Origin of the sequence: Streptomyces sp. NBC_00690 (genome assembly GCF_036226685.1) — a bacterium.
In the GTDB taxonomy this organism is placed as follows: Bacteria; Actinomycetota; Actinomycetes; order Streptomycetales; family Streptomycetaceae; genus Streptomyces.
In genome coordinates this window covers 313,339-337,800 of the sequence record NZ_CP109009.1, presented here as the reverse complement: position 1 = coordinate 337,800, position 24,462 = coordinate 313,339, and the positions used below count along the sequence as shown (strand labels likewise).

Here is a 24,462-nt window from a genome sequence, read left to right as displayed (position 1 = left end):
AATGAACCGCACCACCCACCCTCGTTCGGCACGTCGCGGCACGGTACGCGTGCTGGTGGCCTCCGCCGCCTGCCTGAGCCTCGTCACCGCCTGCGGTTCCAACGACAGCAGCGACTCCTCCGACAAGACCGGCGACAAGAAGGCCGCCGCCGGCTCCGACCAGTACCCGCTGACCATGCCCAACGCATGGGACAAGACCGTCGTGGAGAAGAAGCCGCTCCGGGTCGCCACCGTCTCCGACGGTGACACCTCCATCGCCCTGGCCCTCGGCCTCGTCCCGGTCATCACACCGGACATCGAGGACGGCGACAAGGTCGCCGAGTACAAGCAGCGCGCCATGGACAAGCTGAACGTCGACAAGCTGAAGACGTACGACGACGCGGACGGCATCGACTTCGAGGCCATCGCCGCCGAGGCGCCGGACCTCATCCTGGGCATGAACAGCTGGGACATGGACGGCTCCTACGCCAAGCTGAAGCCGATTGCCCCCGTCGTGACCTACACGGACAAGAAGCACGCGGACACCCTGCCCTGGCAGGAGCGTTTGAAGGGCGCCGCGAAGGCCCTCGGGCTCAGCGCGAAGGCCGATGAGGTGATCGCCGCCAACGAGAAGGCCATCGCCGACGCCGCGGCGGCCAACCCCCAGCTCAAGGGCAAGAGGTACACCTACAGCGTCGTCCACCCCGAGCAGATCACGTTCATGTCCTACGCCGACCAGGACGCGGGCATCTTCGAGAAGCTCGGCCTCCAGAAGACCGCCAAGGCGAAGGACTACAGCGCCAAGAACAACAGCGTCAGCCTGGAGAAGCTCGACGAACTGGAGGCCGACCTCCTGCTGATCACCTACCCGTTCGGCGACGAGGGCCTGCTGAACGCGTCCGAGCTGGAGACCAACAAGCTCTTCCAGTCCCTGAACGTGGTGAAGAAGAAGAACTACGCGGTCATCCCCTCGGACAACACCCTGGCCTCCTCCATCGCCTACCCGGACGCCCTCAGCGCCACCTGGGTCGTCGAGGAGCTGACGCCGATCCTGGTCAAGGCGGTGGCAGGGAAGTAGCCGCCCCTCCATCACGAGAAGGCTCCGGACCGTGACACGGTCCGGAGCCTTCTCGTCGAGGTCCGCTAGGAGCGCACATCCACCACGGGTGTCACCCGTCCTTCGGGCATCGACAGCAGCAGCCGGCCCCGGCCGATGGTGTCCGCGCGATGCGCGATCACGATGAGCGTGCGGTCGGCGGCCGCCACCGACAGCGCCTCCTCGATCGTGGCCGCCGTTCCCGCGTCGACGCCCGCCGTTGCCTCATCGAGGATCAGCACCGCGGGATCGGCCAACACCGCCCGGGTGATCGCCACCAACTGCCGCTCTCCCGCCGACAGCGTCCGGGTGCCCACCCGGGTGTCCAGGCCGTCCGGCAGGGAGGCCACCCAGTTGCTCAATCCCAACTGCTCGACGGCCCCTTCGATCCGTGCTCGATCCGGCCGACCCGACACCAACGCCAGATTCTCGACCAGGGTGCCGTCCACCAACGCCACCTCCTGGGGCACCAGAACGATCCTGGTCCGCAGCCGCTCATGACCCAACCCGGCCAGGTCATGCCCCGCGAAGGCCACCACACCTCGATCGGGTCGGTAGAGGCCGGCCAGCAGCTTGCCGAGGGTGGACTTCCCGGAACCCGTCTCCCCGGCCACCACCAGCCGCTCCCCACTCGCGACGGTCAACGACATCCCGTCGAGCACCGCGCTGCCCGGTGCGTACGAGAAGCCGACCGCATCGAGGGTGAGCGCACCCCGCGACGGTAGTTCGGGCGCATCGGCGGGCTCGGAGGGTTGTTCGGTCGCCCGCAGGAGATCGAGCAGCCGCGCCAGGTGCACATGTGCTTCCCGGGCCTCACCGATGGCCGCAGCGACGCTCTCGAAGCGGTTGAAGATGTCCCGGGTCGCCAACACGAACACCACGGCCGTCCCCACACTCAATGTCCCCCGCCCCACCAACACCGCGCTGACGGTCAACAACCCGCCCACGCAGACCGCTTGGAGCAGAGCGAGCCGGTCGAGCCTGAGCTCGGTGCGTATCTGGACGGTCTGGGCCTTGAGCAAGCGATCGTTGTCATGGCCGAACCGGGCCAACCACCGAGGCACGGCACCGCTGATACGCAACTGCTCCTGCGCCGGCAGCGACTCGGAGAAGGTGGCAGCCATCGCCGCCTCGGCCGCGGCCACCTCCGCGTACGCCGGTCCCGCGCGCACCTGGAACCCTCGGACAATCACTGTGGCCAGTGGGACAAACACCACCAGCAGGCCGACCGTCAGCAGCCAGGAGTACAGGGCCAGCATTATGACCGTGAAGGCGAGCACCGCGATCGCGGCGGCCAGATCGGGCAGGGTGGTCCCGACGAAGGACGCCAGGCCGTTGATCTCCCCGGTCAATCTGCGCAGCAACTCGCCACGGCGATGGGACTCCACGAACCGCAACGGAGCCGACCCCACCGAAGCGGTCGCGCGGTCACGCATCCCCGCCAACACATACTCGCCGACCCGTATCAACCAATAGCGCGACAGCCAGGTCAGCACTCCGCTCGCCGCGACCAGGGCGAACAGCGCCAGCACCCAGCGGAGCAGCCCGGGCCGGTCCCCGTTGCCCGCAGCGTCCACCAGGCGACCGATCACAGCGGTCACGGCGACGGCCAACCCTGCACCGGCGAGTGTGAGGAGCACCGCGGCCACGAGCCCCGTGCGGTGCCCACGGAGGAAGGGCGCCGCACGCCGGAAGACCGCACGCTGGTCGGGAAGATCGCTCAGGACGAGCGATGCGGACGTCATCGGCTGATCAGACATGGAGCGACCCCCGGTCGATGTGGCCGTCGTGGAGGACGACCTCACGGTCGGCCATGGCGCGAACGGCCGGTGAATGAGTGGCAAACACGACCACGCGGTCGGCCGTGGCGCCTCGCAACCGCTCCAACACCTGTGCTTCGGTGCCCGCGTCCAATGCGGAGGTCACATCGTCCAGGAGCAGGACGGGACAGTCGCGCAACAGCGTCCGGGCCAGGGTGACCAACTGTCGTTGGCCCCCGGACAGGGCCCCTCCGCGCTCGCCGACCTGGGTGTCATGGCCGTCGGTCAAGCCCGCGAGGGCCAGATCCAGCCCGGCGGCCCGCGCGGCGCGCTCGATGTCCGCTTCCGTCCGATCCCCGCCGAGCAGTAGATTCTCGGTCACCGTCCCGTGGAGCAACAGCGGACCCTCCGGTACGAAACCGACGGTCCGAAAGACATCGTCGGAACAGAGCCCGGCCATGGAAACATCCGCGATCTTGACCGTGCCCGAGGCCGGGACGAGTCCGGCGATCGCCCGCAGGAGGGTGCTTTTGCCCGAGCCTGTCGCCCCGGTGAGGACCACCCACTCACCCGGCACGGCGGTCAACTCCAGTGGTCCGATCGGCGAGCGGCCCGGTCGGTTGACCGTCAACGCCTCGACCCGCAGCGCACCACGGGGCACCTCCACCGACGCACCGCTCCCCGACTCCGGCGCCAGGGCCAGGACGTCGGCGATACGAACGGCCGCCACCCGTGCTTCCGTACGGTCACCGAGCCGTGCGATCACGACATTGACGGCCAGTGACACCGTGCCCATCCACAGGACGAACGTGGTCAGCGCGCCGACGGTGATCCGACCGTCGATCACCGCATGGCCGCCCGCCAGCAGTCCCGTGGCAACGGCCAGCAGGGGGACGACCGAAGCGGTCGCCTCCCACACCGAGCTCACGGAGGCCAGCCGCATGGTGTGCCCGGTGACCTGGGCGCTGTGGGCGTGGTGTCGTTCCACCATCCACCGGTCCGCTCCGACCCCGCGCAAGGAAGGCAGCGCCGACAGCAACTCCTCCGCGGTGCTGCTGCGCCGGCTGTGGGCCGTGGACAGTTCCTCCGCCCGTCGGCTGAACAGCGGGGGGAACAGTCGATTGACCACCAGCAGGACGGGCACCGTCAAGGCGGCCACCACCAGCAGAAGCGGATCGAGCCCGCCGATCGCCGGCACCAGGACCACCCCGGTCAAAGCGATCACCACCCAGGCCGTCAACCCGTGCACCCACCCCGTGATCGCATCGGTGTCACGGGTCGCCCGTGTGGTCAGATCGCCGAAACTCCCGGCACGCCGGTGCATGGTGTCGGTGTCGATCGCAAGGACGGCCCGCAACAGCCGCGTCCGCAGCATGGCCCCGGTGTGGGCGTCGGCCAGTGTGGTCCACAACTGCCAGCCGCGGATGCCGATGTACTCGACGATCGCGATGAGCACGAATGCCCCCGCATAGCCGGCGACGACCGCGACCGACCCCCGTTTCACTCCGGCGTCGATCGCCCGGCCGAGCACCCACGGCATGGCGAGGAAGGCGCACTGGCGCAGGGCCGCCCATATGACGGCGCGCAGGACGAAGGCCCGAGCGTGCACCAGGGACTGCCACAGCAGTTGGGACGAGGGGGAGAGGGGGCGGAACACCCGAGGTGAAGTGGACGCGATCGCTATCACAGGTGGCTGCAGTCCTCGTCGGCGGTTCGGGGGCAGGGGGACGTGCCGAGGCCGGGAGGTGATGGGCCACGGACCCTGGTCACCGTAGGAGCAGGCCGACGAGCTCGGTCCAAGGCAGAGCGCGAGTCATCGAAGTGGTAGGGGCGTCGCCGTCGACCGTGGGCGCGCCTTCGGCCTGTCGACCCTCTCCACGGCGATGCGCGCACTCTTCGCCGCCCGGACGCCCAGGAATCGTGCGCACAGTGCCACATCGAGGTCGGAGGGTTGGATCGGGGCCCGCTCCGTGCCCCTAACCTGGACCGATCCCCCTGATGAAGGAGTAGTAGCGATGTCGCGCAGTCCCCGTTCGGTAGTCACCTTTCCCATCGTGCTCAGGGAACTGACCGTGCTGCGCGTCAGGGACGTCACACCAGGAATGCGCCGGATCACCCTGGGCGGCGAGCAACTGCGCGCCTTCGAGACCCATGGCCTGGAACTCCCTCCGCTGCGCTCGGACGGCTTCGACGACCATGTGAAGTTCTTCTTCGCCGAAGGCGATGACGCCCCGGTGCTCCCGAGGCAGAACGTGAGCAGCCTCGACTGGCCCGCGGACGCCCGGCCGATCGCCAAGGACTACACGCCCGTCAGGTTCGACCCCGAAGCCGGTGAGATCGACTTCGACTTCGTACGCCATGAGGGCGGGATCGCCTCCGCCTGGGCCGAGGCGGTTGAGCCCGGTGAGATCACCTGGATCGCCGGCCCGAAGATGTCCCACAGTCACCCCGAAGGCGTCGACTGGCTGCTGGTGATCGGTGACGAGACGGCTCTGCCCGCGATCGGCCGATGGCTCGCCGAGATGCCCGCCGGCACTCGGGCGCGCGTACTGATCGAGGTGGGGGAGGACAGCCACCGTCAGGACCTGCCGACCGAGGCCGACGCCGAGATCACCTGGCTCTCCCGCCAGGGCGCACCGGCGGGCACCACCACCGTGCTGGAAGACGCCCTGCGTGGCGTCGAGTGGCTGCCGGGCGAGGTCTTCGTCTGGGCCGCGGGCGAGGCGGGTGCACTCAAAGGGATCCGCCGTCACCTCGCGTCGGAACGGAAGGTTCCGCGCGATCGGACCCACATCACCGGCTACTGGCGGTACACGCCGCACGCCCCGGGCGTGGACGCCGCTGCCGCGGAGGACGAGGAGGACGAGGCACACGAGCGACTGCATGACCTCACCGATCTGGCCCCCGCCTATGCGATCCGTACGGCCGTCACCCTCGGTCTGGTGGATCTGGTCCACGGCGGAGTGCGCGACCTGGAGGAACTGGCGCGTCGCAGTGGGTCCAACCCCTCCGTGCTCGCCGCGCTGATGTCGTACCTGGAGGCGATCGACGTCTTCACCACCGATGAACGCGGATACCGTCTCACCGCCATCAGCGAGGAACTCGTCGAGGACGACCACTCCGCGGAGGAGTACGACCTCCGCGGGGCTCAGGCCGCGTTCGACCTGTCGATCGCCGGACTCCTCGACACGGTTCGTACCGGAGCCGCGGGCTACCGCACGCTGGGCGGCCAGACCTTGGCCGAGGCGATGCGGGACGACGTCCGCCTCGGCACCTCGGCCCGCGCCGCCGTCGAGGAGGAGACGCGTTGGGTCGCGCCCGGTGTGTCGGCGGCGTACGACTGGTCCTCCGTCACCGCCTTGACCGCGGCGGGCGACGGTGTGGGGACGGTGGTCAACGCCCTGGCGAAGGAGTTCGCCGGGCTCAAGGTACGCATCGTGGACGTACCTTCCCAGCTGAAGCTGCTGGAGGAGCAGATCCTGGACACCGATGTGCTCGCACGCATCGAACTGGTACCGCAGAGCAACCAGGTGCCGCGCGGCGGTCAGACCGTCCTCGTCTGCCATCTGCTCGATCGACTGCCCGACGACGACGCCGTGGTGGTCCTCGCCGAGACCGCTGCGGGACTGCCGGCAGGTGGTGAGCTCATCATGGTCGAGCAGGTCACGGCCGCCGACACCGACGATGTCGACGCAACCCTCCACCATCTGCGACTCACCTGCGCCTTCGGCTCCGGAGTGCGCTCGGCGGACCAACTGAGCGAACTGGCAGCCCGCGCCGGTCTGACCGTCCACAGCTGCCGTGACATCGGCTGGGACCATCGACTGTGGGTGCTGACGGCCGAGTGATCGTCCTCAGGAGGGGATGCGGCCCGACCCGCTGAGCTGCTGCGGCGAACGGAAGGCAGAGCGGTACGCCTGGGGCGGGACTCCCGTGTGCCGGGTGAAGTGTTGACGAAAGGTGGAGGCGGCACCGAACCCGGTGTCTGCGGCGATGCGGTCGATCGGCATCGCGGTGGTCTCCAGGAGCTGCTGGGCCCGGTTCACCCGGGCCCGGAGCAGCCATTGGAGCGGGGTGGTGCCGGTCTGCGCCTTGAAGTGGCGGTTGAGACTGCGGATGCTCATCGCAGCGTGCCGGGCGATGTCATCGAGCGACAGCGGTTCGTGCAATCTGCCCTCCATCCACTGGAGGGTGGCCTGGAGCGCTGTGTCGTGTTCACCCGGATGAGGCTGCTCGATGAACTGGCTCTGGCCGCCGTCGCGTTGGAGCGGCATCACCGTGCGCCGCGCGGTGGAGGCGGCGACGCTCGCGCCCAGATCGCGATGGACCAGATGGAGACAGAGATCGAGGGCGGCGGCCACCCCTGCGGAGGTGATGCTCGGACCGTTGTCGATGTAGAGGCTGCCGTCGTCGACCTCCACGGCCGGATACCGCCGGGCGAGTTCGGCGGCGAACATCCAGTGCGTGGTGGCCCGCCGTCCGTCGAGCAGCCCGGTGGCGGCCAGTGTGAAGGCCCCCACGCACACCGATGCGAGCCGGGCACCTTGCGCGTACGCGGACCGCAGGGCGTCCAGCACATCGATCGACGGAGCGTCCAAACAGCCCGCGTGACCGGGCACGACGATGGTGTCGGCGTCGGCCAGGGCCTCCATGTCCCACTCCGTCGTGAGCCGGAATCCCCCCAGGTCGGGTTCGGTACGCACCTCCCGGCCCGGCGCACAGATCCGTACGTCGTAGTGGGCGCGTCCGAGTGCGTCATTGGCCGTCCCGAAGATCTGACCGGGCACGGACAGCTCAAAGGGAACGACACCGTCGAGAGCGAGGACCACCACCAAGGACATGGCCAGAACCTAGCGGATAGGGCTGATACAGCCATCGGCGGGGAGCCGCCGTGGCCTGTCCGACGCCTATGGATCAGACCTACGCCCCGGTGGTGGACCCGGGACGGACGATCATCAGTACGGTCACGGTCACCCACAGCAGGTTGAACACACCGGTGGCCATCGCCAGCCGGGCTCCCGTCCGTCGATCCGCGCCGACGGAGGTCGGCGCATTGGGTGCACCGACGGATTCACCGCCCCCCGCCTCAACCTGTGCCAAACCGCTCTCCTGCTGCGGCAGCACGACCACGATGAGGACCACCGCGGCGGCGGCCGTCAACACCATGGAGACCAGCAACCAGGGGCTGCTGAGCACGCCCAGGCTCTGGGCGGTGGCGAACCCGAACACGGGGACGGCGATCCCGACGGCCGCATAGCTGCGGCAGATGCGATGCAACACGCGCAGCGTCGCCACCACCCCGGCGTCATCCGGGGCGGACTGCGCCTTGCGCAGCACGGGCGGGAACATGCTGGCGGCCACCGTGACCGGTCCCACCGCCAGGATCGCGGCAATGACATGCAAGGACAACAAGAACTTCGTCATGGGTGCTGGTGACTTCCAACTGGTGGTGCGGGGTGGATGGCGTGCGCCTGCCAACCACCCCGCCGACGGTCGGGGTTCACCACGGGAGGACGGGCCGCCACCGGGGCGGTCCCCGGACGGTTCACGGCCCGTTGCCGTGGTGAGCGCGCTCCGCGTGGGCTTCTTCGCGGAGGTAGCGCCGACGTCGTTCCTCCAGGTCGGCGGCCACCCCTCCACGCTAGAGGGGGAGGGGTGGGCCGAGGAGTGGCAAAAGTGCCCTGCTGCGCCGGATTCTGGCCAGGGTGCGCAGCGTCGGAACCGGTGGCGGGTGACCGCACCCGGGCAGACGGGACATCGTCCGGAGCGCATCAGGGTCACCCGGTGCCACGGCAAACGGTGTCACATGGCGAGCGACACCAGATGGGTGCAGGCCCCGGCCTCGGTGCTGTGACGGGCGATCACCTGGTGACTCCCGCGCTCGTACACTCCCGTTTCCCACCCCCCGTCCCGACCCTGCCGTAGGAACAGGAAGTCGACCGGGGTGGGGACCGGTTCATGAACGCCTTCGATGCGGTACGAACCATCGGCCACCCCCGCCGCGGCCAGCGTGTCCCGTACCTCTCGCCGATTCACGAAGGCACTACTGGGCAACGGATGTGAGATAGCCACGGTCCAGCAGCCACTTCACATTGAGCCGCTGGTCCTGGCCCGGGTTGAGGAACACCGGGTCCAGTTTGATCTGCTGGCCGCCTCCGGGCTGCTCGAACCACGGGGCGATGCTGCCCTGCCAGACCCAGAACGGCTTGGCCACCTTGTAGACGCGGTAGTCACAGGCCACCGCCGCGTCACGGGTGTTGAGGTTCTGCGGGGGCAGTGCGCGCTCGGCGTAGGCGTCACCCGCGGGGGCGAGGTAGCTGCCGAACTCGGAGCCGAACCGATCGAGCCGCTGGCCCGGGCGCAGCTTCGTGGGCTCCTTGTCGATCCCGCCGTTGACCTCGCCGAAGCCGTCGTTCGGCGGGTACTTCCAACCGCCTGAGTCCGCCGGCCCGTCCCAGTACTTCTTGAGGAAGGCCGAAGGGGAGAGCTTTCCGGTGCGCTGGTAGCCCTTGAGGAGCGGACCCACCGGCGCTTGCCTCTTCTTCGGCAGCCACTTCGGCCCGAGCCTCGGGTCTCCCCGGAACTCCCCGGTGCACGGCTGATGCTTGGCCGACGCCGACAGGTCCACTTCCTGCGGTGCGGCGCTCGCCGTGGGAGCGCCCATCAAACCGGCGGTCAGACCGAGCGTGACGAGTACGGTACGTATGCGATTCATCCAGAGGACCCCTTGTGCTGACGATCAATCAGGAAAGCCAGCGAAAACTATCCCGTTCACTCTCAGGAGTGGACCGCCTACGACTACTTCCGGCCCATTTCATCCCTGGGGCGGGTGTGTTGTGAACGCTCGATCGACCAGGATCACCAGGCAGGACTTCCGAGCCGAACACGAAGAGAGGGACCATGGTGGCCCCAACAGTCCGTCCGCTGCTGATCCTTGTCTGTGGGCTCCCCGGTTCGGGGAAGACCACGCTGGCGCGCCGTCTCGCCGACCGGGTGCCCGCCGTACGACTGTGCCCGGACGAGTGGATGACCGGCCTCGGTCTGGACCTCTTCGACGAACAGGCTCGGGGCCGTTTGGAGGAGGTTCTGTCGAGTCATGCCATGGAGCTGCTGGGCCTCGGACAGAGCGTGATCCTGGAGTTCGGCTTCTGGGGGCGCGAGGAGCGTGACCAAATGCGTCTGGCGGCGCGTGCGCTCGGTGCCGCAGTCGAGTTGCACCACCTCACGGCCCCACTCGACGAACTGGGCAGACGCATCGAGCACCGGAGTGCGGCCGATGCCGGGGGAACAGCGCTGATCAGCCGCGCGATGCTCGAAGAGTACGCCGAGCAGTTCGAAGCCCCGGACGAGGATGAACGCAACCTCTTCGACCAGCCTCCTGCGAGCCGGCCGACCTAGCGGCTCCGCTGTGAGCCCCTGCCTAGTGAAGTGGCCGACCTGGTCACACCGGGCGGCCGGCGGCGATGCTGGAGAGAGGTCCATCGCTCGACGACACAACCCCGGTTGACCGCAACCGGGACTTGACCTGGCCTCGGTGATGGACGTTGTTCCGCGAGAAGGCACTGTGGTGAAACCGGAGCGCCGAGCGCGGCCGAGTTGCATCGCCGCGCGACCGGCCTGTGGTAACAGCGCCTGATGCCGATCGGGGCCTACACAGGTACGCACACCGACCGATGCCGACGCGCGTACGACCAACACATCCGCCCGTCACACCACACCGCACCAGAACGCAGCACCGGTGCCGGCCGGACGCAGGGCCGTGCGCCCTGCTCCCGTATCAGCTTTCGACACCGGCGCGAACTACTCACCATGCCTCGTGCACCGACCGTCCGACGCAGCCGCCCGGGAATCCCCACCACCCGCCACCGTTCAACCGGGGGCGGATGGTGGGCCGAGCTTGACTCACTCCCGTGCGGCGATGCTTTCGGCCCGTGGGCGATCCTTCTGTTCGGCCGTGAGCGCGGCGAGACCGACCAGGTCGTCAGCCTGTGCGTCCGGGACATCCTGGTCGAACCGGGACAGCGCCCGGATCCGCAAGGACACCGCCCCGAGCACCAGGATCGCGGCGCCGAGCACGAGGTAGAGCAGCCCGATGCCACGGCCCGTCCCCGTTCCCAACAAGGCACCCACCGTGTCGGCGAGCCCACCGCCCTCCACCATCAGCGGTTCCAGGAACTGGCTGCCCAACGGGGCGATCAGCAAGTATCCGATGGGCAGGGTGGACCAGGCGACCAATTGGTTGAGCGCCATCACCCGTCCGTGGAACCGCTGCGGCACCTTCACCTGGACGATCGTCAGATAGATGCCGTTGAGCAGGGAGAGGGACGCCGACATGCCGAACACACCTGCGCCCACCACCAGGAGGTCAGGGCGCAGCCCGGTGAGGACACAGAAGAGCGCTAGGACCGGCACCACCAGCAGCATGCCCCGCATCCGGCGCCTTCGCGGGCCGCCCCACACGCCCATCGCCAACCCGCCGACCACCGCGCCCGCGCCACCGGCCAGCGACACCGCGGCAACCGAACCCAGACTGGAGAATCCGAGGACGAGCGGCGAAATCAGTTGGAAGAGCACCGGTAGGAAGAGGTTCAACACGGCGAAGAAGATCAGCATCGCGCGGAATCCGCGCTGCCGAATGACCAACCGGAACCCGGCCGCGATCTCTTGACGCAAGGTCTCCCGGCGCTGCGAGGGCAAGGTGCGCGGGAAGCGCACCAGCAGCAGCACCGCCGCCGCAGCGGTGTAGCTGACGACGTCCAGCAGGAGCACCCCGCTCAGGCCGATCGCGGCCAGCATGCCCACCGCCGCCAGTGGCGCAACCACCTGGGCGATGCCGCCCGAGATCTGCACGATCCCGTTGGCATGGCCGAGGTAGCGCTTGGGGACCAATTGCGGGATCGCCGACTGGAAGGCCAAGCGCTGGCCCGTGAGCGAAACCGACAGGATCGCCATCAACACCCCGACGTGCCAGGGACGTAGATTCCCGAATGCATCCAAGAGGGCGAGCACCGCCTCGGCCGTACCGCAGACAACGGTGCAGCACAGCATCACCCGCCGCCGATCGATCCGGTCGACGAGCCCACCGAGTACGGGGGCCGCCAGCAGCCCCGGTGCGATGCCCAGCACGGCGAACAGACCGAACCAGGCGACCGAATCGGTCGCGAGGTAGATCCAGAGCGGCAGGGCGAACTCGGTCAGTGCCGATCCCGTTTGCGAGATCAGCTGCGAGCCGGCCACCACCACGAACCGTCGGGTGTCACGACGGGTGCGCGGCGCCGCCTCGACCGGATCGTCCTCGGCCGTAGCCTCCCGGTGGACGCCGTCCAACCACCAGGTCGCCCGCTCAGGGCGCTCCTCACGGGTCAGCTCGTCCGCGCCGGTGTCGATGACCGCAGGGTGGACCGTGGTGACGATCTCGGCGAGTTCGGCCGCCCGGTGCTTGAGGAAGTAGTGACCCCCCTCGTCCAGGACGGCCACGGCAGTGGTGCCACCGAGGAATCCCCACTCCCGAAACCGCTCCCGGTGGAAGTCGGTGCCGGGATCGGCCGAGCCGATCACCGAAACCACCGGTGACGTCAGCCCGCACGCGGGCTCCGCCAGCCGCTCGGTGAAGTACGCCTCTGCCGCCCGTGAGTCCTCTCGGACGTTGTGGACGATGGTCGCCAACTGCTCGGGCTCCAACCCCTCCAGATCGGCGCCCATCGAGCGCAACCAGTTCAGATGGAGCCTTCCGCTACGCCGTCGATCGAGCACGGAGAAGCGGGCGAGCAGCCCGAGCAGTCCCTCCGTCGGGCGCGCGAACGGGAAGATCCCGCCCAGATAGACCGCGGCGGGTTCACGTTCCGCCGCTGCCAGTTGCCGCGCCAGCTCCACCGCCAACGCCGCCCCGACCCCGCAGTGCCCGTAGACGGCCACCGGGCCCGATACGCCGGCCAGCACCTCTTCGGCACAGCGCCGGGCGACCTCCTCCAGCGGCAGTGACTCTTCGGACATGCCGAGGTCGTGCCCCGGGACGGCGACCGCGTGTAGAGCCACTCCGGGCGGTAGGGCATCGGCGAGCGGCTGGTAGACCACCGCGCTTCCGCCGCCGTACGGGAGACAGATCAGCGACAGCGTCACGGCCTCAGCTGGCTGACGGGCAGTCAGCTCATGGAGCAGTCGGCGCGGGCCGCGTTCCTCCTCGGACCGACCGGCCAGCGTGGCGAGCGCGGCCACCGTACGCTCCTGGAAGACGTCCATCAAGGTGAGCGGCGCCTGTCCGTCGAGCAGTCTGCGCAACGCTGCCACCATACGGATCGCCAGCAGGGAATGGCCGCCGAGGTCGAAGAAGTCGTCCTCGGCCCCCACGCGTTCCAGCCCGAGCAGGTCCGCCCACACTCCGGCGATCGTCTCCTCGACCGGATTGCGAGGGGCGATGTACTCGGTGCCCGAGCATGGACCGGCCGCCCCCGGCTCCGGCAGGGCGCGCCGGTCGACCTTGCCGTGTGCCAGTCGGGGCAGCTCGGGCAGGAGGACGAAGCGGGACGGGATCAGATAGTCAGGCAACTGCTCGGCCAGCAGCCGGCGCAGTTCGGCAACCGGCGGTGGCGCGGCGCCCTCCGTGGGCACCAGATAGCCGACGAGCGTGAGTTCCCCGACGGGTCCGCGAGCCGCTGCGACGGCCTGAGCGACCGAAGGCAACCGAACCAGATGGGCTTCCACCTCGCCCAGTTCGACCCGATAGCCACGGATCTTCACCTGGTGGTCGCCGCGGCCCAGGAACTCCACGGTGCCGTCGGCCCGGTACCGGGCCAGATCACCGGTGCGGTACATCCGGGCCCGGTCCGTCCCGGTGTCGACGAACGGATCGGTACGAAAGCGTTCCGACGTCAGTTCCGGCAGGCCGAGGTAGCCGCGCGCCAGCCGGTCACCACCGATCCAGAGCTCGCCGGGCACTCCGACGGGCACCGGCGACATATGGGCGTCGAGCAGATAGACCCTGGCCCCGGGGAGCGGACGCCCGATGGGAGTGGTGGAACCCGCGGCGGGCTGCTCGGGATCGACCAACAGGGTCGTCACACCGACGGTGGCCTCGGTGGGACCGTAGTGATTGACCACCCGACAGCCGGTCCGCGCACCGAGCTGCGCCAGTCGACGGCTCCACTCCCAACTCGACGCCTCGCCACCGAGGATCAACAGTCGACGCGGTAGCAGGGCCGCCGGATCGTCCACCTCGGCAGTCAGCGCGGCCAGGTGTGACGGGGTGAGTTTGACGCAGTCGATGCCCTCGGCCGCGAGGTGCGCCGCGACCTCGGGGCCCGAGGTGCGCGCGGCCAGCAGATGCAGACATCCACCGGTGGTGAGCGAGAGATAGAGGGTGGTCAGACCGAAGTCGAAGGCCAGCGACTGCAACAGGAGGTAGCGGGCACCGTCCCGCAGCCCGGCTTCGGCGAACCGCTGCCGCACCCCGGCGAGATAGACGAGGACCTGGCGGTGCTGCACGGCCACGCCCTTGGGCGTTCCGGTGGAGCCCGAGGTGTAGATCACATACGCCAGATGGTCCGGACCCGCGCCACCCTCCGGTGCGGTGTCGGGCACGGCGGCGAGCTCGGCCGCCACCTCGTCAAGGCGCAGTACGGGGGCGGTCGAACCGGCCAGCAGACCGCCGTGGGCTGCGGTGGTGACCAGTACCACCGGCGCCGAATCGGTCAGCATATGGCGAAGTCGCTCACGCGGCTGCTCTGGATCGAGCGGCACATACGCCGCACCCGACTTGAGCACCGCGAGCAGTGAAACGGCCTGGTCCAGCCCTTGGTCGAGGCACACTCCCACGAGCTTGTCGGGACCGGCACCCGCAGAGCGCAGAAGGTGCGCCAGACGGTTGGCGCGCCGGTCGAGATCCGCGAAGGACAGCCTCTCGCCCCGGTGCACCAATGCGGTGGCGTCCGGCGTGCGGGCGGTCTGTGCGGCGATCGCCTCGGCGAGTGTGCCCGCGATCGCGACGGCCGTTCCCTGGTCGTTCCACTCGTTGAGGACCTGGTGGCGCTCTGCGGGTGTGAGCAGTTCCAGCCGGTCGATGGGGGTGTGCGGATCGGCGGCAGCCGCACCGAGCACCCGCTGCCAGTGCCTGGCCAGCCGGGCGACGGTGGCCGCGTCCCACAGATCGGTGCGGTAGGTGAAGAAGGCGTCCAGACCGCCGTCGGTCTCGGTGCAGTACAGACCGAGGTCCAGATGGACGCCGCTGCCCTCGAAGGGGAAGGTGCGCCACTCCAGCTCCCGCGGGCGGAACTCCTGCGCGCGGTGGTTCTGCAATGCGAAGGAGACCTGGAAGAGCGGCGGACGGCTGACTTCGCGCGGGAGGTCCAGCGCCTCCACCAGCCGCTCGAACGGGGTCTCCTGGTGCTGCTGCGCCCCGAGTGCCGCCACACGGACCCGAGCCAGCACGGTGGCGAAGTCGGGTGAGTCGGCCGTGGTCGGCTCACCGTCGGGCGCCATGGCCCCCGACGGTCCGCTCAGCTCGGCCCGAAGCGGCAACATGGTGCTGAACAGGCCGATCAGCTGCTCGGTCTCCTCCACCAGGCGTCCCGCGAACGGGGTGCCGACGGCGAAGTCCCGCTGCCCCGACCAACGGCCGAGCACGACTTGGAATGCGGCCAGCAGGGTCATATAGAGGGTGACGCCCTGAGCGCGCGCCAACACCCGGGCCGCTTCGTAGGTCGCGGGATCGAGCCGGAAGGCGAAGGTCGCCCCACCCGGCCCCGGCAGGGCGGGGCGCGGGCGGTCGGTGGGCAGCTCCAGCGGTGGCACCCCGGTCAGAGCATCACACCAGTACTGGAGGTCGGCGGCGGCCTGCGGGCGCTCCTGGCGCTCGCGCTGCCAGTGCGCGAAGTCGCCGTAGGTCAAAGGGAGCGTGCCCGATGATCCGGGCTGCCCTTTGGAAGTCAACTCCTCATGGCCACTGAGTAGTTCGTCCAGAAGTATGCCGGCGGACCAGCCGTCCCCGACGAGATGGTGCTGGCAGATCACCAGCACGTGATCCTGAACATCCAGGCGGATCAGCAGGGCCCGCAACAACGGCCCTTCCGCCACGTCGAACGCGCGGTCGACCTCTGCTTCGACCAGACCACGAGCGGCGGCCTCCCGGGCGTCGGTGGGCAGTTCGGTCAGGTCTCGGACGTCCCAGGGCACGGTGAACTCGGGGGCCGGAGTGATCAGCACCCGCGGGGCGCCGTCCTCGTCGACGGGAAACGCACTGCGCAAGGTCTCGTGTCTCGCCGCCACCCGGTCCAGGGCCCCGGCCAGCGCCTCGGGTCGTAGCGGCCCGAGGAGCCGGCCAGCGGTCGGCAGGACGAAGGAGGCGGTACCGGGTGTCAACTGCTCGATGAACCAGAGGCGTTCCTGAGCGAGAGAGAGCGGTACGGGGGTTCCCGCCGGGCGGGGCCCGATGATCGGCGGCCGGTCCGCGGTGCGCTCCCTCAGCCGACGGGCGAGCAGCGCCCGCTGTTGATCGCTGAGCGCGGGGCGGGGGCGGCGCACCTCAGGAGCGGCCGACGCGGGAGGGCTGGTGTCGAGGCGTTCCATCAGTGCCCCTCAGCCAGCAGTTCGAGGGCGGCGGCATCGGCCACGGCGGCCACGGTCGGCTCCTCGTAGAACACCTGGAGGGGCACCTCCACCCCGAGCCTGCGTCGGATCCTGGACGCGACCTGTGTAATCGTCAGGGAGTGGGCGCCCAGATCGAACACATCGTCGTACCGACCAATGGACGACAGACCCAACACCTCACACCAGATCGCGGCCACCTCCGAGGTCAGCTCGTCCCATGGTTCGTCCCCCGACTCGCTCGACTGCTGCACCCCCGTCGTCGATTGCTCATGGACGGGAGCGGGCAGGGCTCCGCGGTCGGTCTTGCCGTTCGGCGTCAGCGGCAGTTCGCCGAGTACGTGGAAGATGCCTGGCACCATCACGTCCGGCAGCGTGCGTGCGAGGAAGGACCGCAACTCGGCGGTGTCCGCTGCCGCAGTCCCGGGGCGCCACACCGGATAGCCGACGAGCACCTGTCCGCCGGGGTCGTCCGCGCTCCCGTGCACCGCGACGGCGGCCGTTGCCACCGCGGGGTGCTCCTGCAATCTGGCCTCGATCTCACCGAGTTCGATCCGATGGCCGCGCAACTTGATCTGGTCGTCGAGTCGGCCGAAGCAGTCCAGAGCGCCATCCGGGCGCACCCGGGCCAGGTCGCCGGTGCGGTAGTGACGTGCTCCGGACCCGGGGTCGATCACGAAGCGGGCGGCGGTGAGGTCAGGCCGTCCCCGGTAGCCCCGGGCCAGGCCCGCACCGCCCAGTGCCAGTTCGCCGGTCACACCGTGCGGTACGGGACGGCCGTCCGGGCCGACGACCAGCGCCGTCGTACCCGCGATCGGTCTGCCGATGCTCACCTCGTCCGGTGCGGGCGGTATCTCCGCGCTGGTCGACCAGATCGTGGTTTCGGTCGGACCGTAGACGTTCCAGAGCCGTCCCACCTGCGAACGAAGGCGGCGGGCCAGCGGCAGGGGCAGTGCCTCGCCGCCGCTGAGGGCCGTGAGGGCAGGTGCGGTCAGCCCGGCGTCCAACATGAGCCGCCACCTCGACGGGGTCGCCTGCACATGAGTGACCGCTTGGCGTTCGACGAGTTCGACCAAGGCCCTGCCATCCCTCACCTGCGATTCGTCGGCGATCACCACCCGGCCCCCGCTCACCAGTGGTAGCAGGAGTTCCAGGGCCGAGATATCGAAGGAGAGCGAGGTGACGGCCAGCCAGACGGCCTCGGGTGTCGCCGCCAGTTGGTCACGGAAGGCCAGTAGTAGATGGGCCAGCGCTCCCTGCGGTACCTCGACGCCCTTGGGCCTACCGGTGGAGCCCGAGGTGTAGATGAGGTACGCGAGATCGTCCGGCGCCACCGTCGGGAGCGGACGACCCTGGTCGGCAGCGGTCGGAGCGGTGTCGAAGAGATCGTCCAACAACACCGTCAGGCCGGTTCCTGCGACTCGCTCAGCCGTACGCCGCTGAGCCAGAGCGACCGGTGCCTTGGCGTCCATGAGGACATGGGCGATGCGCTGCGCCGGGTACGAGGGGTCGACGGGCAGATAGACGCCACCGGCCAAGGTGACGGCGAGTACGGCTGCCAGCATCTCCGGCGACCGCTCGGCGCAGACGGCGACCACCGTGCCAGGTCCGACCCCAGCCCCGATCAGACGACCCGCCAGTCCGTGTGAAGCCGCCGCCAGTTCGGCGTACGTCAGTGTGCGCCCACCCGCCACCACGGCGACTTGGTCGGGGTACGCCGCGAAGGAGCCCCTCAGCAGCGAGGGCAGGGTGGCGCCCGCCGCGTCGGAGGCGGGGGCCGCCCCCCGCAACGGGGCCGACTCCGCCTCGTCCAACACCGGCAGATCCACGAGCGAGGTGCCGGGGGCCACGGATATCGCGGTGAGGAGTCGTCGCAGATGGGCACCGATCCGCTCGGCCCGGTCCGCGGCGAGCGCGTCCGTCCGATGCATCAGGAGGACGCCGAGCCGATCCGGCCCATCCACCAGATGCACCCGCAGCGCGCCCCGAGCCGTGCCGGGAAAGAGCACCCAGTCGATCGTGGTGCGCAACCCCGAGAACGAGACCGGTGCGATGCGTCGGCGATAGGTGAAGGAGACCGGTGCGAGCGACACACCGGGCCGCAGTCCGCGGACGGCACGGGCCAGTGGCACCCGACGGTGTGGATAGCCGCTGCGCAACTCGGTGCGCACCGCACGGGCGAACTCGTCGAACGACATCCCCGGCTGGGGCGTGGTCACCACGGGCAGCTCATTGACGTACGCGCCGATCCGCTCGGCCTCTTCCGGGCCGCGGGTGCCGAGGTCGACGGCGATCGCCGGGTGCTCGTTGCCGTAGCGCAGCAGCAGGGTGTGCACCGCGGTCAGCAGCAGTTCGAACAGGGTGACACCGAGCTTGTCGGCGGTCACGATCAGCTCGGCACGGAGCTCCGTCGGTAGGTCGAAGGCCACGGCCGCACCAGGCCCGACACCGTCCGGGAGCTCGGTCAGTCCGGGCAGCAGTACCTCGCCATCAGGCAGTCGTCTGTCGGACCAGTGGGCCTTGGCCGCGGCGAGCGCATCAGGACCCGGTTCGACCTGGTCGGACGAGTCCAACGAGGGGAGTGGAACAAGAGGGGCGCCCGTACCCGTGCGGTGGGCGTAGCAGGCCGCCAGATCGTGCAGGAACACATCGGTCGAAGTGCCGTCGAAGACGATGTGATGCACCACCACCAGCAGGGTGGCATGGGATTCGTCGATGCGCAGAAGGGCGAAGCGGGCCGGGGGCCCCGCCGCGAGGTCGAACGGTTCGGCGCTGAGCCTTGCGAGCTCCGAGGGCAGCCGCTCGGGCGTCGACTGATGCATCGTCAGCTCAGGTGGTGGGCCTGCCGTGAGCACCGGCAGTCCGTGCTCCTCCTGCACGGTCATCGCCAGGGCAGGATGCCGGCCGGCGAGGTCCGCACAGGCAGCGGCCAGCGCCGATTCGTCCAAGGCGCCCTCGAAGTGGACGGCGAACGGCATGTGGTGGACGGAACCGAGCGGAGCGAGCCGCTCATTGACCCAGATGCCCTGCTGGGCAGGGCCGGTGGGGATACTGATCACAAGGATTCCTCAGTCTGTCCGGCGTCGGTACGGGCGTGGCAGCACATGGGGGATCGCAGGGCCGGGCCGGGGCGTCGAGACATGACGCCCCCGCACAGTGGGCCGAGCGTGGCGGCACTCAGTGGCCGGCTGTGACCAGCGCGACCGTGAATTCGGCGGCCAGAGCGGCGATGTCATCCCGCTCGAACGCCAGTGAGTTGAACTGGATCCAACAGCTCAGGCCACCGTCCGGTTGCTCGACGGCGGTCAGCTCGGGAACTCCCAGGTCACCGCCGGGCAGCGGCCAGGGAACGGTGGTGCCGCGCGGCACCACCCACGGCTCGCAGAGCAGGCCGGGCAGATGGGCGTCGGCGGCCCAGTTCTCGTATCGCAACCAGGCGGGGAACGCCACCACCGACGGTTTGAACTCGGCGTACGGGTAGAGCTGGTGATCGAGTGCTCCGGTGGCGGCCATCCGGACTCGTTCGGCCAGCTCGGCGAAGCCCGGTCCACCGGAACAGTCCACCCGCAGCAGCAGGGACTGCACCAGGCAGCCGACCACCCTCTGCGCCTCGGGCCTGGTCCTCCCGGGCACGGGAGTCATCAACACCAGGTCGCTTTGACCGCTACGGGCCGCCAGCAACCCGCTCCACAAGGCGGCGATCGCCATGAAGGGGGTCACCCCGAGCAACCCGGCCCGCTCCCGCAACCGGCCGGCGTCTCCGGCGTCGATGGTGAAGGGATGGGCAACCGTGTGGACCTGGTCGACGGCGCGTCGACCGGGGAAGGGTTCGAGCGCGGTCGGAGCACCTTCGAGCGCTGCGGCGAAATGACGGCGACCCGCGGCCCAACGGGAGTTGGTCCACCGCACCAGGTCCTGATACGGCATCGCGTGGTCGGGCAACCGTGGCGCCCGACCGCGTCGCAGTGCGTCATAGCCGAGTCCCAACTCATGCAGGAGTACACCGATCGACCAGCCGTCGGCCACCATGTGATGCACCGCCAGCAGCACGATGTGCTCCTCGGGGCCACGGCTGACCACCAGCAGTCGGGTCGTGGGGTCCTCGCCGAGATCGGTGAGCCTGTCCCGCTCGGCGATGAGGAGGGCGTTGACCTCCGCATCGGTGGCGTCGGGCGCGTCCACCAGCGCGATCCGGACCCTGGGCTCCTCGTCGAGCACGGTCCGTACGAGCCCTGGGACCTCGCCCGGCACCGGGACGAACCGGGTGCGCAGGGCCGGATGCCGCCGAACGAGGTCGGTCAGGGCCTCGCCGAGCGACTCCCGGTCCAATCGGTCGGTCACTCGGAAGAGCGCGGTCACCGCGCCCACGTCGCGCCCGGTCTCCTCGGCCATCCAGTCGAGGAAATTCTCCTGCTGACTGGTCAGGGGAACCTCATGCGGCTGGGTGCGCAACGCCCGGAGGAAGTCGGGTACCACCGCTGTCTCGGCACCTTCATCGGCGCTTGCCATCGGCTCCGTGGCCGCGGTCGCGTCCAACCACGCCGCTTGCGCCCGTAGCGAAGGGCGTCCGAAGACCAAGGTGGAACCCGCTTCGACCCCGAATCGGTTGGAGACGGCTGCCGCCAGTTGAACGGCCCGGAAGGAGTCACCGCCGAGTGCGAAGAACTCGTCGGCCACATCGCGCACCGGGCGTCCCAACACCTCCTGCCAGAGCTCTGCGAGCCCCCGTTCCGTGGCGGTGCGGGGCGTTTCGGCGCCCGGCCGCGCGGATGTGTCGGTGGGAGATGCCTCGGCGGCTTCGAAGAGCGGACGCAACTGCTGTTTGAGCACCTTTCCGGTGGCATTGCGCGGTAGGTCCGAGGCGATCAGCACCCGCACGGGAAGTTCGGGGCGGCTCAGCCGGGTACTGAGGAAAAGCCTCAGTGCATCGAGGTCAAGGCCGTGAGTGGCTGGCACCACCAGCGCCACGGGCACCGCACCCATCACGGGGTGCGGCAGGCCGAGCGCCGCCGCGTCCGCTACGTCCGGATGCTCGTGCAGAGCGTCCTCGATCCGCAGGGTGGAGACCTTGAGGGCACCGGACTTGATGACATCGCTCTCCCGGTCGACCAGATGCAGATAGCCGTCCTCGTCCAGGCGTCCGAGATCGCCCATCCGTACCCAGCCGTCGCGGAAGACGCCAGCCCCACCGGCGGGGGCCCCGACATAGCTGCGTGCGGGGCCCGGCTGCCGCAGCCAGACGTCACCGACCCCTTCGACCGGCACTTCGTTGCCCGCCGCATCGAGGATCCGTAGGTCCCCCGGATCGGTCGGGCGGCCCACCGAACCGGGTCTGGCCAGGTCCACCACCATGGAGAGCTGTGCGGGCACGGCTTCCGCCGAGGTGTACACATTGACGACCGTCGCCTTCGGCAACGCCTCGACCAATGCGTGGGCGACGGGCGCGGGCAGTGCGGCGGCGGATGAACTGAGCAGCAGTACGCTCGAAAGGTCCCGACGCGAGGGCACATCGGAGTTCAACAGCTCGATGGCCATCGACGGCACGAGGAAGGCGGTACCGATCCGCAGTTCCTCCACGGCCCGACCGAACTCCTCGGCGTCGAAGCGCGGCAGGACCACGGTGGTGGGAGCTCCGGTGAGGGCGCCCAACAGCATCATCTGACCCGCGTTGGTACCGATGGGAAAGGCATGAATCGCGTGACGCGAGTGCGCATAGGGGCGTGGGCGTGGGTTCAAACGTTGCCCGGCGGTGAGGTTGGCGTGTGAGGCGAGGACGCCCTTCGTTGTGCCGGTGGTTCCCGAGGTGCCGATGATCTGGGCGGGATCCTCGGGGGCCGGGCGGGACGGGGGCTCGGTGTCATCGAGGCCGCTCCCCGCCAGGTCGACGAGTTCGGCGAGGTCCGCGGGTTGGGCGAGGACATGATCCGATGTGCCGGGTAGCCCGGGCAGTTCCGTGCCGCGCAGTACTGCGGTCGCCCCACAGAGTTCGACGAGCCGCCCAGCCTCCTGTTCGGCGAGGTCGGCGCGCAGCGGCAAGGCCACAGCGCCGGCGTAGTGAACGGCCAGGTATGCCACCGCGTACTGGTCCCACGCCTGATCGATGAAGCGCAGGGCGACCACACCGCCCGGTCGTACGCCCGCGGACGCCAGACCCCGAGCGGCCTGGATCGCCCGGTGACGCCAGGCGCCGTAGGTGAGGAGGCCGCCGCCGCACACCTGGATGGCGATGGTGTCAGGCTGGTTCGCAGCTCGCGAATCCAGCAGGTCCGGGACGGTCAACCGAGCTGACGATGCGTTGATGATGCCCTCCATGAGCGTTTGTGGGCTGGGGAGTTGGCCTACAAGGGGGAGGTACTGAAGACGGGCATGGGCATAGCGCGCAACCCTCGCACTTGGATATGGTCTGGACCATTCGGCGGGGCACGCGAACAATAGCGCGCCTCTGTCGTACTTGTGACGCCTTAGTGGAGAGTTCGTGGAAATCGGTGGTGTGGGCCCGTGAACCGGCCACCGCCCACCGAGTCCGGCTCCCTTCGCAACATCCCACGTCAGAGCGGGTAGGAGCAGGCAACGCGGGCCGCTCGACGGGCTCGTGGTCGCGGGGAGCACTCAGCTGCCTGCCGGTGCCCCTCTCACCGGCGCCGGCCAAGCGAGCCTCAGCTCTCGAAGGCGTTCGCATGATGTTCACGACCTGAAACACCTCGACTCAGTACCAGCAACACCACCCAACGGCGCCGCCCGGCTGCCGCGCTCCGGGGCCGAGAGTCCGGTGCTCGGGCGGCCCCGAACCACACCCCGACGAACCTCATCCGGCCCAACGGGCGCATCGACCGCCCAGGCCAGCGAGTAGGGAGAACGCATGTTGTACGCGGGAATCGCCTGGACCGCCGACGGCTATGTCGTCGAAGTCATCGACGACACCGGGAACCGCACGAGGCCCGCGGCACGGTGGGGCGCCGAGCGAGTACCCGAGTTGACTGAGTGGCTCGGTGCGCTGGGAGGTGCGTCCGGGCAGCCGTGCGCCATCGTCCTGGAGAGCACCAACGGACTCGTGGACGGGCTGCTGACGGCCGCCGGGCTCGACGTCCACCGCGCCGACCCCTGGGTCCTGCCCCCGCGCCCCGCGTTCGGTTCGGTCCCGGCGATCGCCCTGGCGGAACAGGCCAGGACCAATCTCGCCTCCCTGTCCCCCCTGACGGCGGCGGGCGGCGGGCAGACCGGGCGGGACTCGGACTACCACGGCGGCATCCAACGCAGTGCTCCGATCGAGGCGGAGCTGACACGGTCGGGCCGCTTCTTCCGGCACGGCCCCCGGGACCGCCAGGAGGTCGCCCTCACCTTCGACGACGGGCCCGACCCCCTCTTCACCCGCCAGGTACTGGAGATCCTGGACCGCTATCAGGTGCGCGCCACCTTCTTCTGCGTCGGCCTGCACATCAATGCCCTCCCCGACGAGGTGCGACGCATCACCGACGCCGGGCACAGCCTCGGCAACCACACCTGGTCGCACCCCTTCCTGCCTGATCTGACCAGCTCACAGTTCCGACTCCAGATCGAGCGGACCAGCGAGGCGTTCGAGAAATCCGTCGGTGAGGTGCCGACGCTCTTCCGCCCGCCGTACGGTGCTCGCACGCCGGATGCGCTGGGCGAACTGATCTCGGACGGCCCCGCCGTCGCCCTCTGGGACGTCGACTCCTGGGACTGGGCTCGACAGGGTCCGGAAAAGATCGCCAACACCGTTCTCGACCACGCACAACCCGGGTCGATGATCCTCATGCACGACGGGGGAGGGGACCGTCGGGAGAGCGTGGCAGCACTGCCCACGGTGATCGAAGGGCTCCTGGAACGGGACCTCCGCTTTGTGTCGGCACAGGACCTGTTGAGCCCGCCCCAACCGTAGGGAGCACGGCACCACCGCACTTGCCAGCCCACTCCCGCAACAGGGTTCACACGCGATCGTGGCGGTGACGAGTTCCATGACTTGGCTCGTCATAGCGAAGCCGGAAGGTGGGTAGGAGCCGGGCGGCGAGGCGGCTCCCACCCGTCGAC

Annotated in this window: 13 protein-coding genes; 4 read left to right on the top strand and 9 right to left on the bottom strand. The window is 69.3% G+C overall.

Annotated features, from left to right (window positions below):
- The first annotated feature begins 1 nt into the window (after position 1).
- Entirely contained in the window at positions 2 to 1,057 is a 1,056-nt protein-coding gene (locus OID54_RS01525; RefSeq protein ID WP_329012703.1) for an ABC transporter substrate-binding protein, read from the top strand.
- Positions 1,058 to 1,122: 65 nt separating this feature from the next.
- Here OID54_RS01525 and OID54_RS01520 read toward each other — a convergent pair whose 3' ends face one another.
- Together OID54_RS01520 and OID54_RS01515 are read right to left on the bottom strand one after the other, a co-directional pair.
- Complete coding sequence (locus tag OID54_RS01520; protein ID WP_329012702.1) at positions 1,123 to 2,820, bottom strand: ABC transporter ATP-binding protein; 1,698 nt, start codon at positions 2,818 to 2,820, stop codon at positions 1,123 to 1,125.
- Positions 2,821 to 2,827: 7 nt separating this feature from the next.
- Positions 2,828 to 4,492, bottom strand: a complete 1,665-nt coding sequence (locus tag OID54_RS01515) for an ABC transporter ATP-binding protein (RefSeq protein WP_329012699.1) — start codon at positions 4,490 to 4,492, stop codon at positions 2,828 to 2,830.
- 358 nt (positions 4,493 to 4,850) lie between these two features.
- Between OID54_RS01515 and OID54_RS01510 the strand changes: the two genes are divergently transcribed.
- On the top strand, positions 4,851 to 6,683 hold the full coding sequence (locus OID54_RS01510) for a siderophore-interacting protein (protein WP_329012697.1): 1,833 nt from the start codon (positions 4,851 to 4,853) through the stop codon (positions 6,681 to 6,683).
- Between the two features lie 6 nt (positions 6,684 to 6,689).
- Here OID54_RS01510 and OID54_RS01505 read toward each other — a convergent pair whose 3' ends face one another.
- The 4 genes from OID54_RS01505 to OID54_RS01490 form a co-directional block, all read right to left on the bottom strand.
- On the bottom strand, positions 6,690 to 7,676 hold the full coding sequence (locus OID54_RS01505; protein ID WP_329012694.1) for a GlxA family transcriptional regulator: 987 nt from the start codon (positions 7,674 to 7,676) through the stop codon (positions 6,690 to 6,692).
- A 79-nt stretch (positions 7,677 to 7,755) separates the two neighbouring features.
- Complete coding sequence (locus OID54_RS01500; protein WP_329012691.1) at positions 7,756 to 8,259, bottom strand: hypothetical protein; 504 nt, start codon at positions 8,257 to 8,259, stop codon at positions 7,756 to 7,758.
- A gap of 378 nt (positions 8,260 to 8,637) precedes the next feature.
- The gene (locus tag OID54_RS01495; protein WP_329012689.1) at positions 8,638 to 8,871 is read right to left on the bottom strand and encodes a hypothetical protein; all 234 of its coding nucleotides are present in this window, start codon (positions 8,869 to 8,871) and stop codon (positions 8,638 to 8,640) included.
- Between the two features lie 7 nt (positions 8,872 to 8,878).
- Complete coding sequence (locus tag OID54_RS01490) at positions 8,879 to 9,550, bottom strand: TNT domain-containing protein (protein WP_329012687.1); 672 nt, start codon at positions 9,548 to 9,550, stop codon at positions 8,879 to 8,881.
- A gap of 185 nt (positions 9,551 to 9,735) precedes the next feature.
- On the opposite strand from OID54_RS01490, the gene OID54_RS01485 reads away from it, so the two are divergent.
- Positions 9,736 to 10,233 (top strand): AAA family ATPase, encoded by a 498-nt coding sequence (locus OID54_RS01485; RefSeq protein ID WP_329012684.1) that lies wholly within the window; start codon positions 9,736 to 9,738, stop codon positions 10,231 to 10,233.
- 504 nt (positions 10,234 to 10,737) lie between these two features.
- Here the strand turns inward: OID54_RS01485 and OID54_RS01480 are convergent.
- The 3 genes from OID54_RS01480 to OID54_RS01470 form a co-directional block, all read right to left on the bottom strand.
- Complete coding sequence (locus tag OID54_RS01480) at positions 10,738 to 16,395, bottom strand: non-ribosomal peptide synthetase/MFS transporter (RefSeq protein WP_329012681.1); 5,658 nt, start codon at positions 16,393 to 16,395, stop codon at positions 10,738 to 10,740.
- Positions 16,395 to 19,472, bottom strand: a complete 3,078-nt coding sequence (locus tag OID54_RS01475; RefSeq protein WP_329012678.1) for a non-ribosomal peptide synthetase — start codon at positions 19,470 to 19,472, stop codon at positions 16,395 to 16,397. The genes OID54_RS01480 and OID54_RS01475 overlap by 1 nt, the downstream gene beginning before the upstream one ends.
- A 118-nt stretch (positions 19,473 to 19,590) precedes the next feature.
- Complete coding sequence (locus OID54_RS01470; RefSeq protein ID WP_443055507.1) at positions 19,591 to 22,725, bottom strand: AMP-binding protein; 3,135 nt, start codon at positions 22,723 to 22,725, stop codon at positions 19,591 to 19,593.
- Positions 22,726 to 23,272: 547 nt separating this feature from the next.
- Between OID54_RS01470 and OID54_RS01465 the strand changes: the two genes are divergently transcribed.
- Positions 23,273 to 24,313: a polysaccharide deacetylase family protein gene (locus OID54_RS01465; RefSeq protein WP_329012672.1), complete on the top strand. Its 1,041-nt coding sequence runs from the start codon at positions 23,273 to 23,275 to the stop codon at positions 24,311 to 24,313.
- Positions 24,314 to 24,462 lie beyond the last annotated feature (149 nt).

Bases quoted from the DNA above. Each gene is read 5' to 3' on its own strand.
- OID54_RS01480 (WP_329012681.1), bottom strand. From the start codon at position 16,395: ATGGAACGCCTCGACACCAGCCCTCCCGCGTCGGCCGCTCCTGAGGTG.
- OID54_RS01490 (WP_329012687.1), bottom strand. From the start codon at position 9,550: ATGAATCGCATACGTACCGTACTCGTCACGCTCGGTCTGACCGCCGGT.
- OID54_RS01465 (WP_329012672.1), top strand. From the start codon at position 23,273: ATGTTGTACGCGGGAATCGCCTGGACCGCCGACGGCTATGTCGTCGAA.
- OID54_RS01505 (WP_329012694.1), bottom strand. From the start codon at position 7,676: ATGTCCTTGGTGGTGGTCCTCGCTCTCGACGGTGTCGTTCCCTTTGAG.
- OID54_RS01470 (WP_443055507.1), bottom strand. From the start codon at position 22,725: ATGGAGGGCATCATCAACGCATCGTCAGCTCGGTTGACCGTCCCGGAC.
- OID54_RS01500 (WP_329012691.1), bottom strand. From the start codon at position 8,259: ATGACGAAGTTCTTGTTGTCCTTGCATGTCATTGCCGCGATCCTGGCG.
- OID54_RS01510 (WP_329012697.1), top strand. From the start codon at position 4,851: ATGTCGCGCAGTCCCCGTTCGGTAGTCACCTTTCCCATCGTGCTCAGG.
- OID54_RS01485 (WP_329012684.1), top strand. From the start codon at position 9,736: ATGGTGGCCCCAACAGTCCGTCCGCTGCTGATCCTTGTCTGTGGGCTC.
- OID54_RS01520 (WP_329012702.1), bottom strand. From the start codon at position 2,820: ATGACGTCCGCATCGCTCGTCCTGAGCGATCTTCCCGACCAGCGTGCG.
- OID54_RS01525 (WP_329012703.1), top strand. From the start codon at position 2: ATGAACCGCACCACCCACCCTCGTTCGGCACGTCGCGGCACGGTACGC.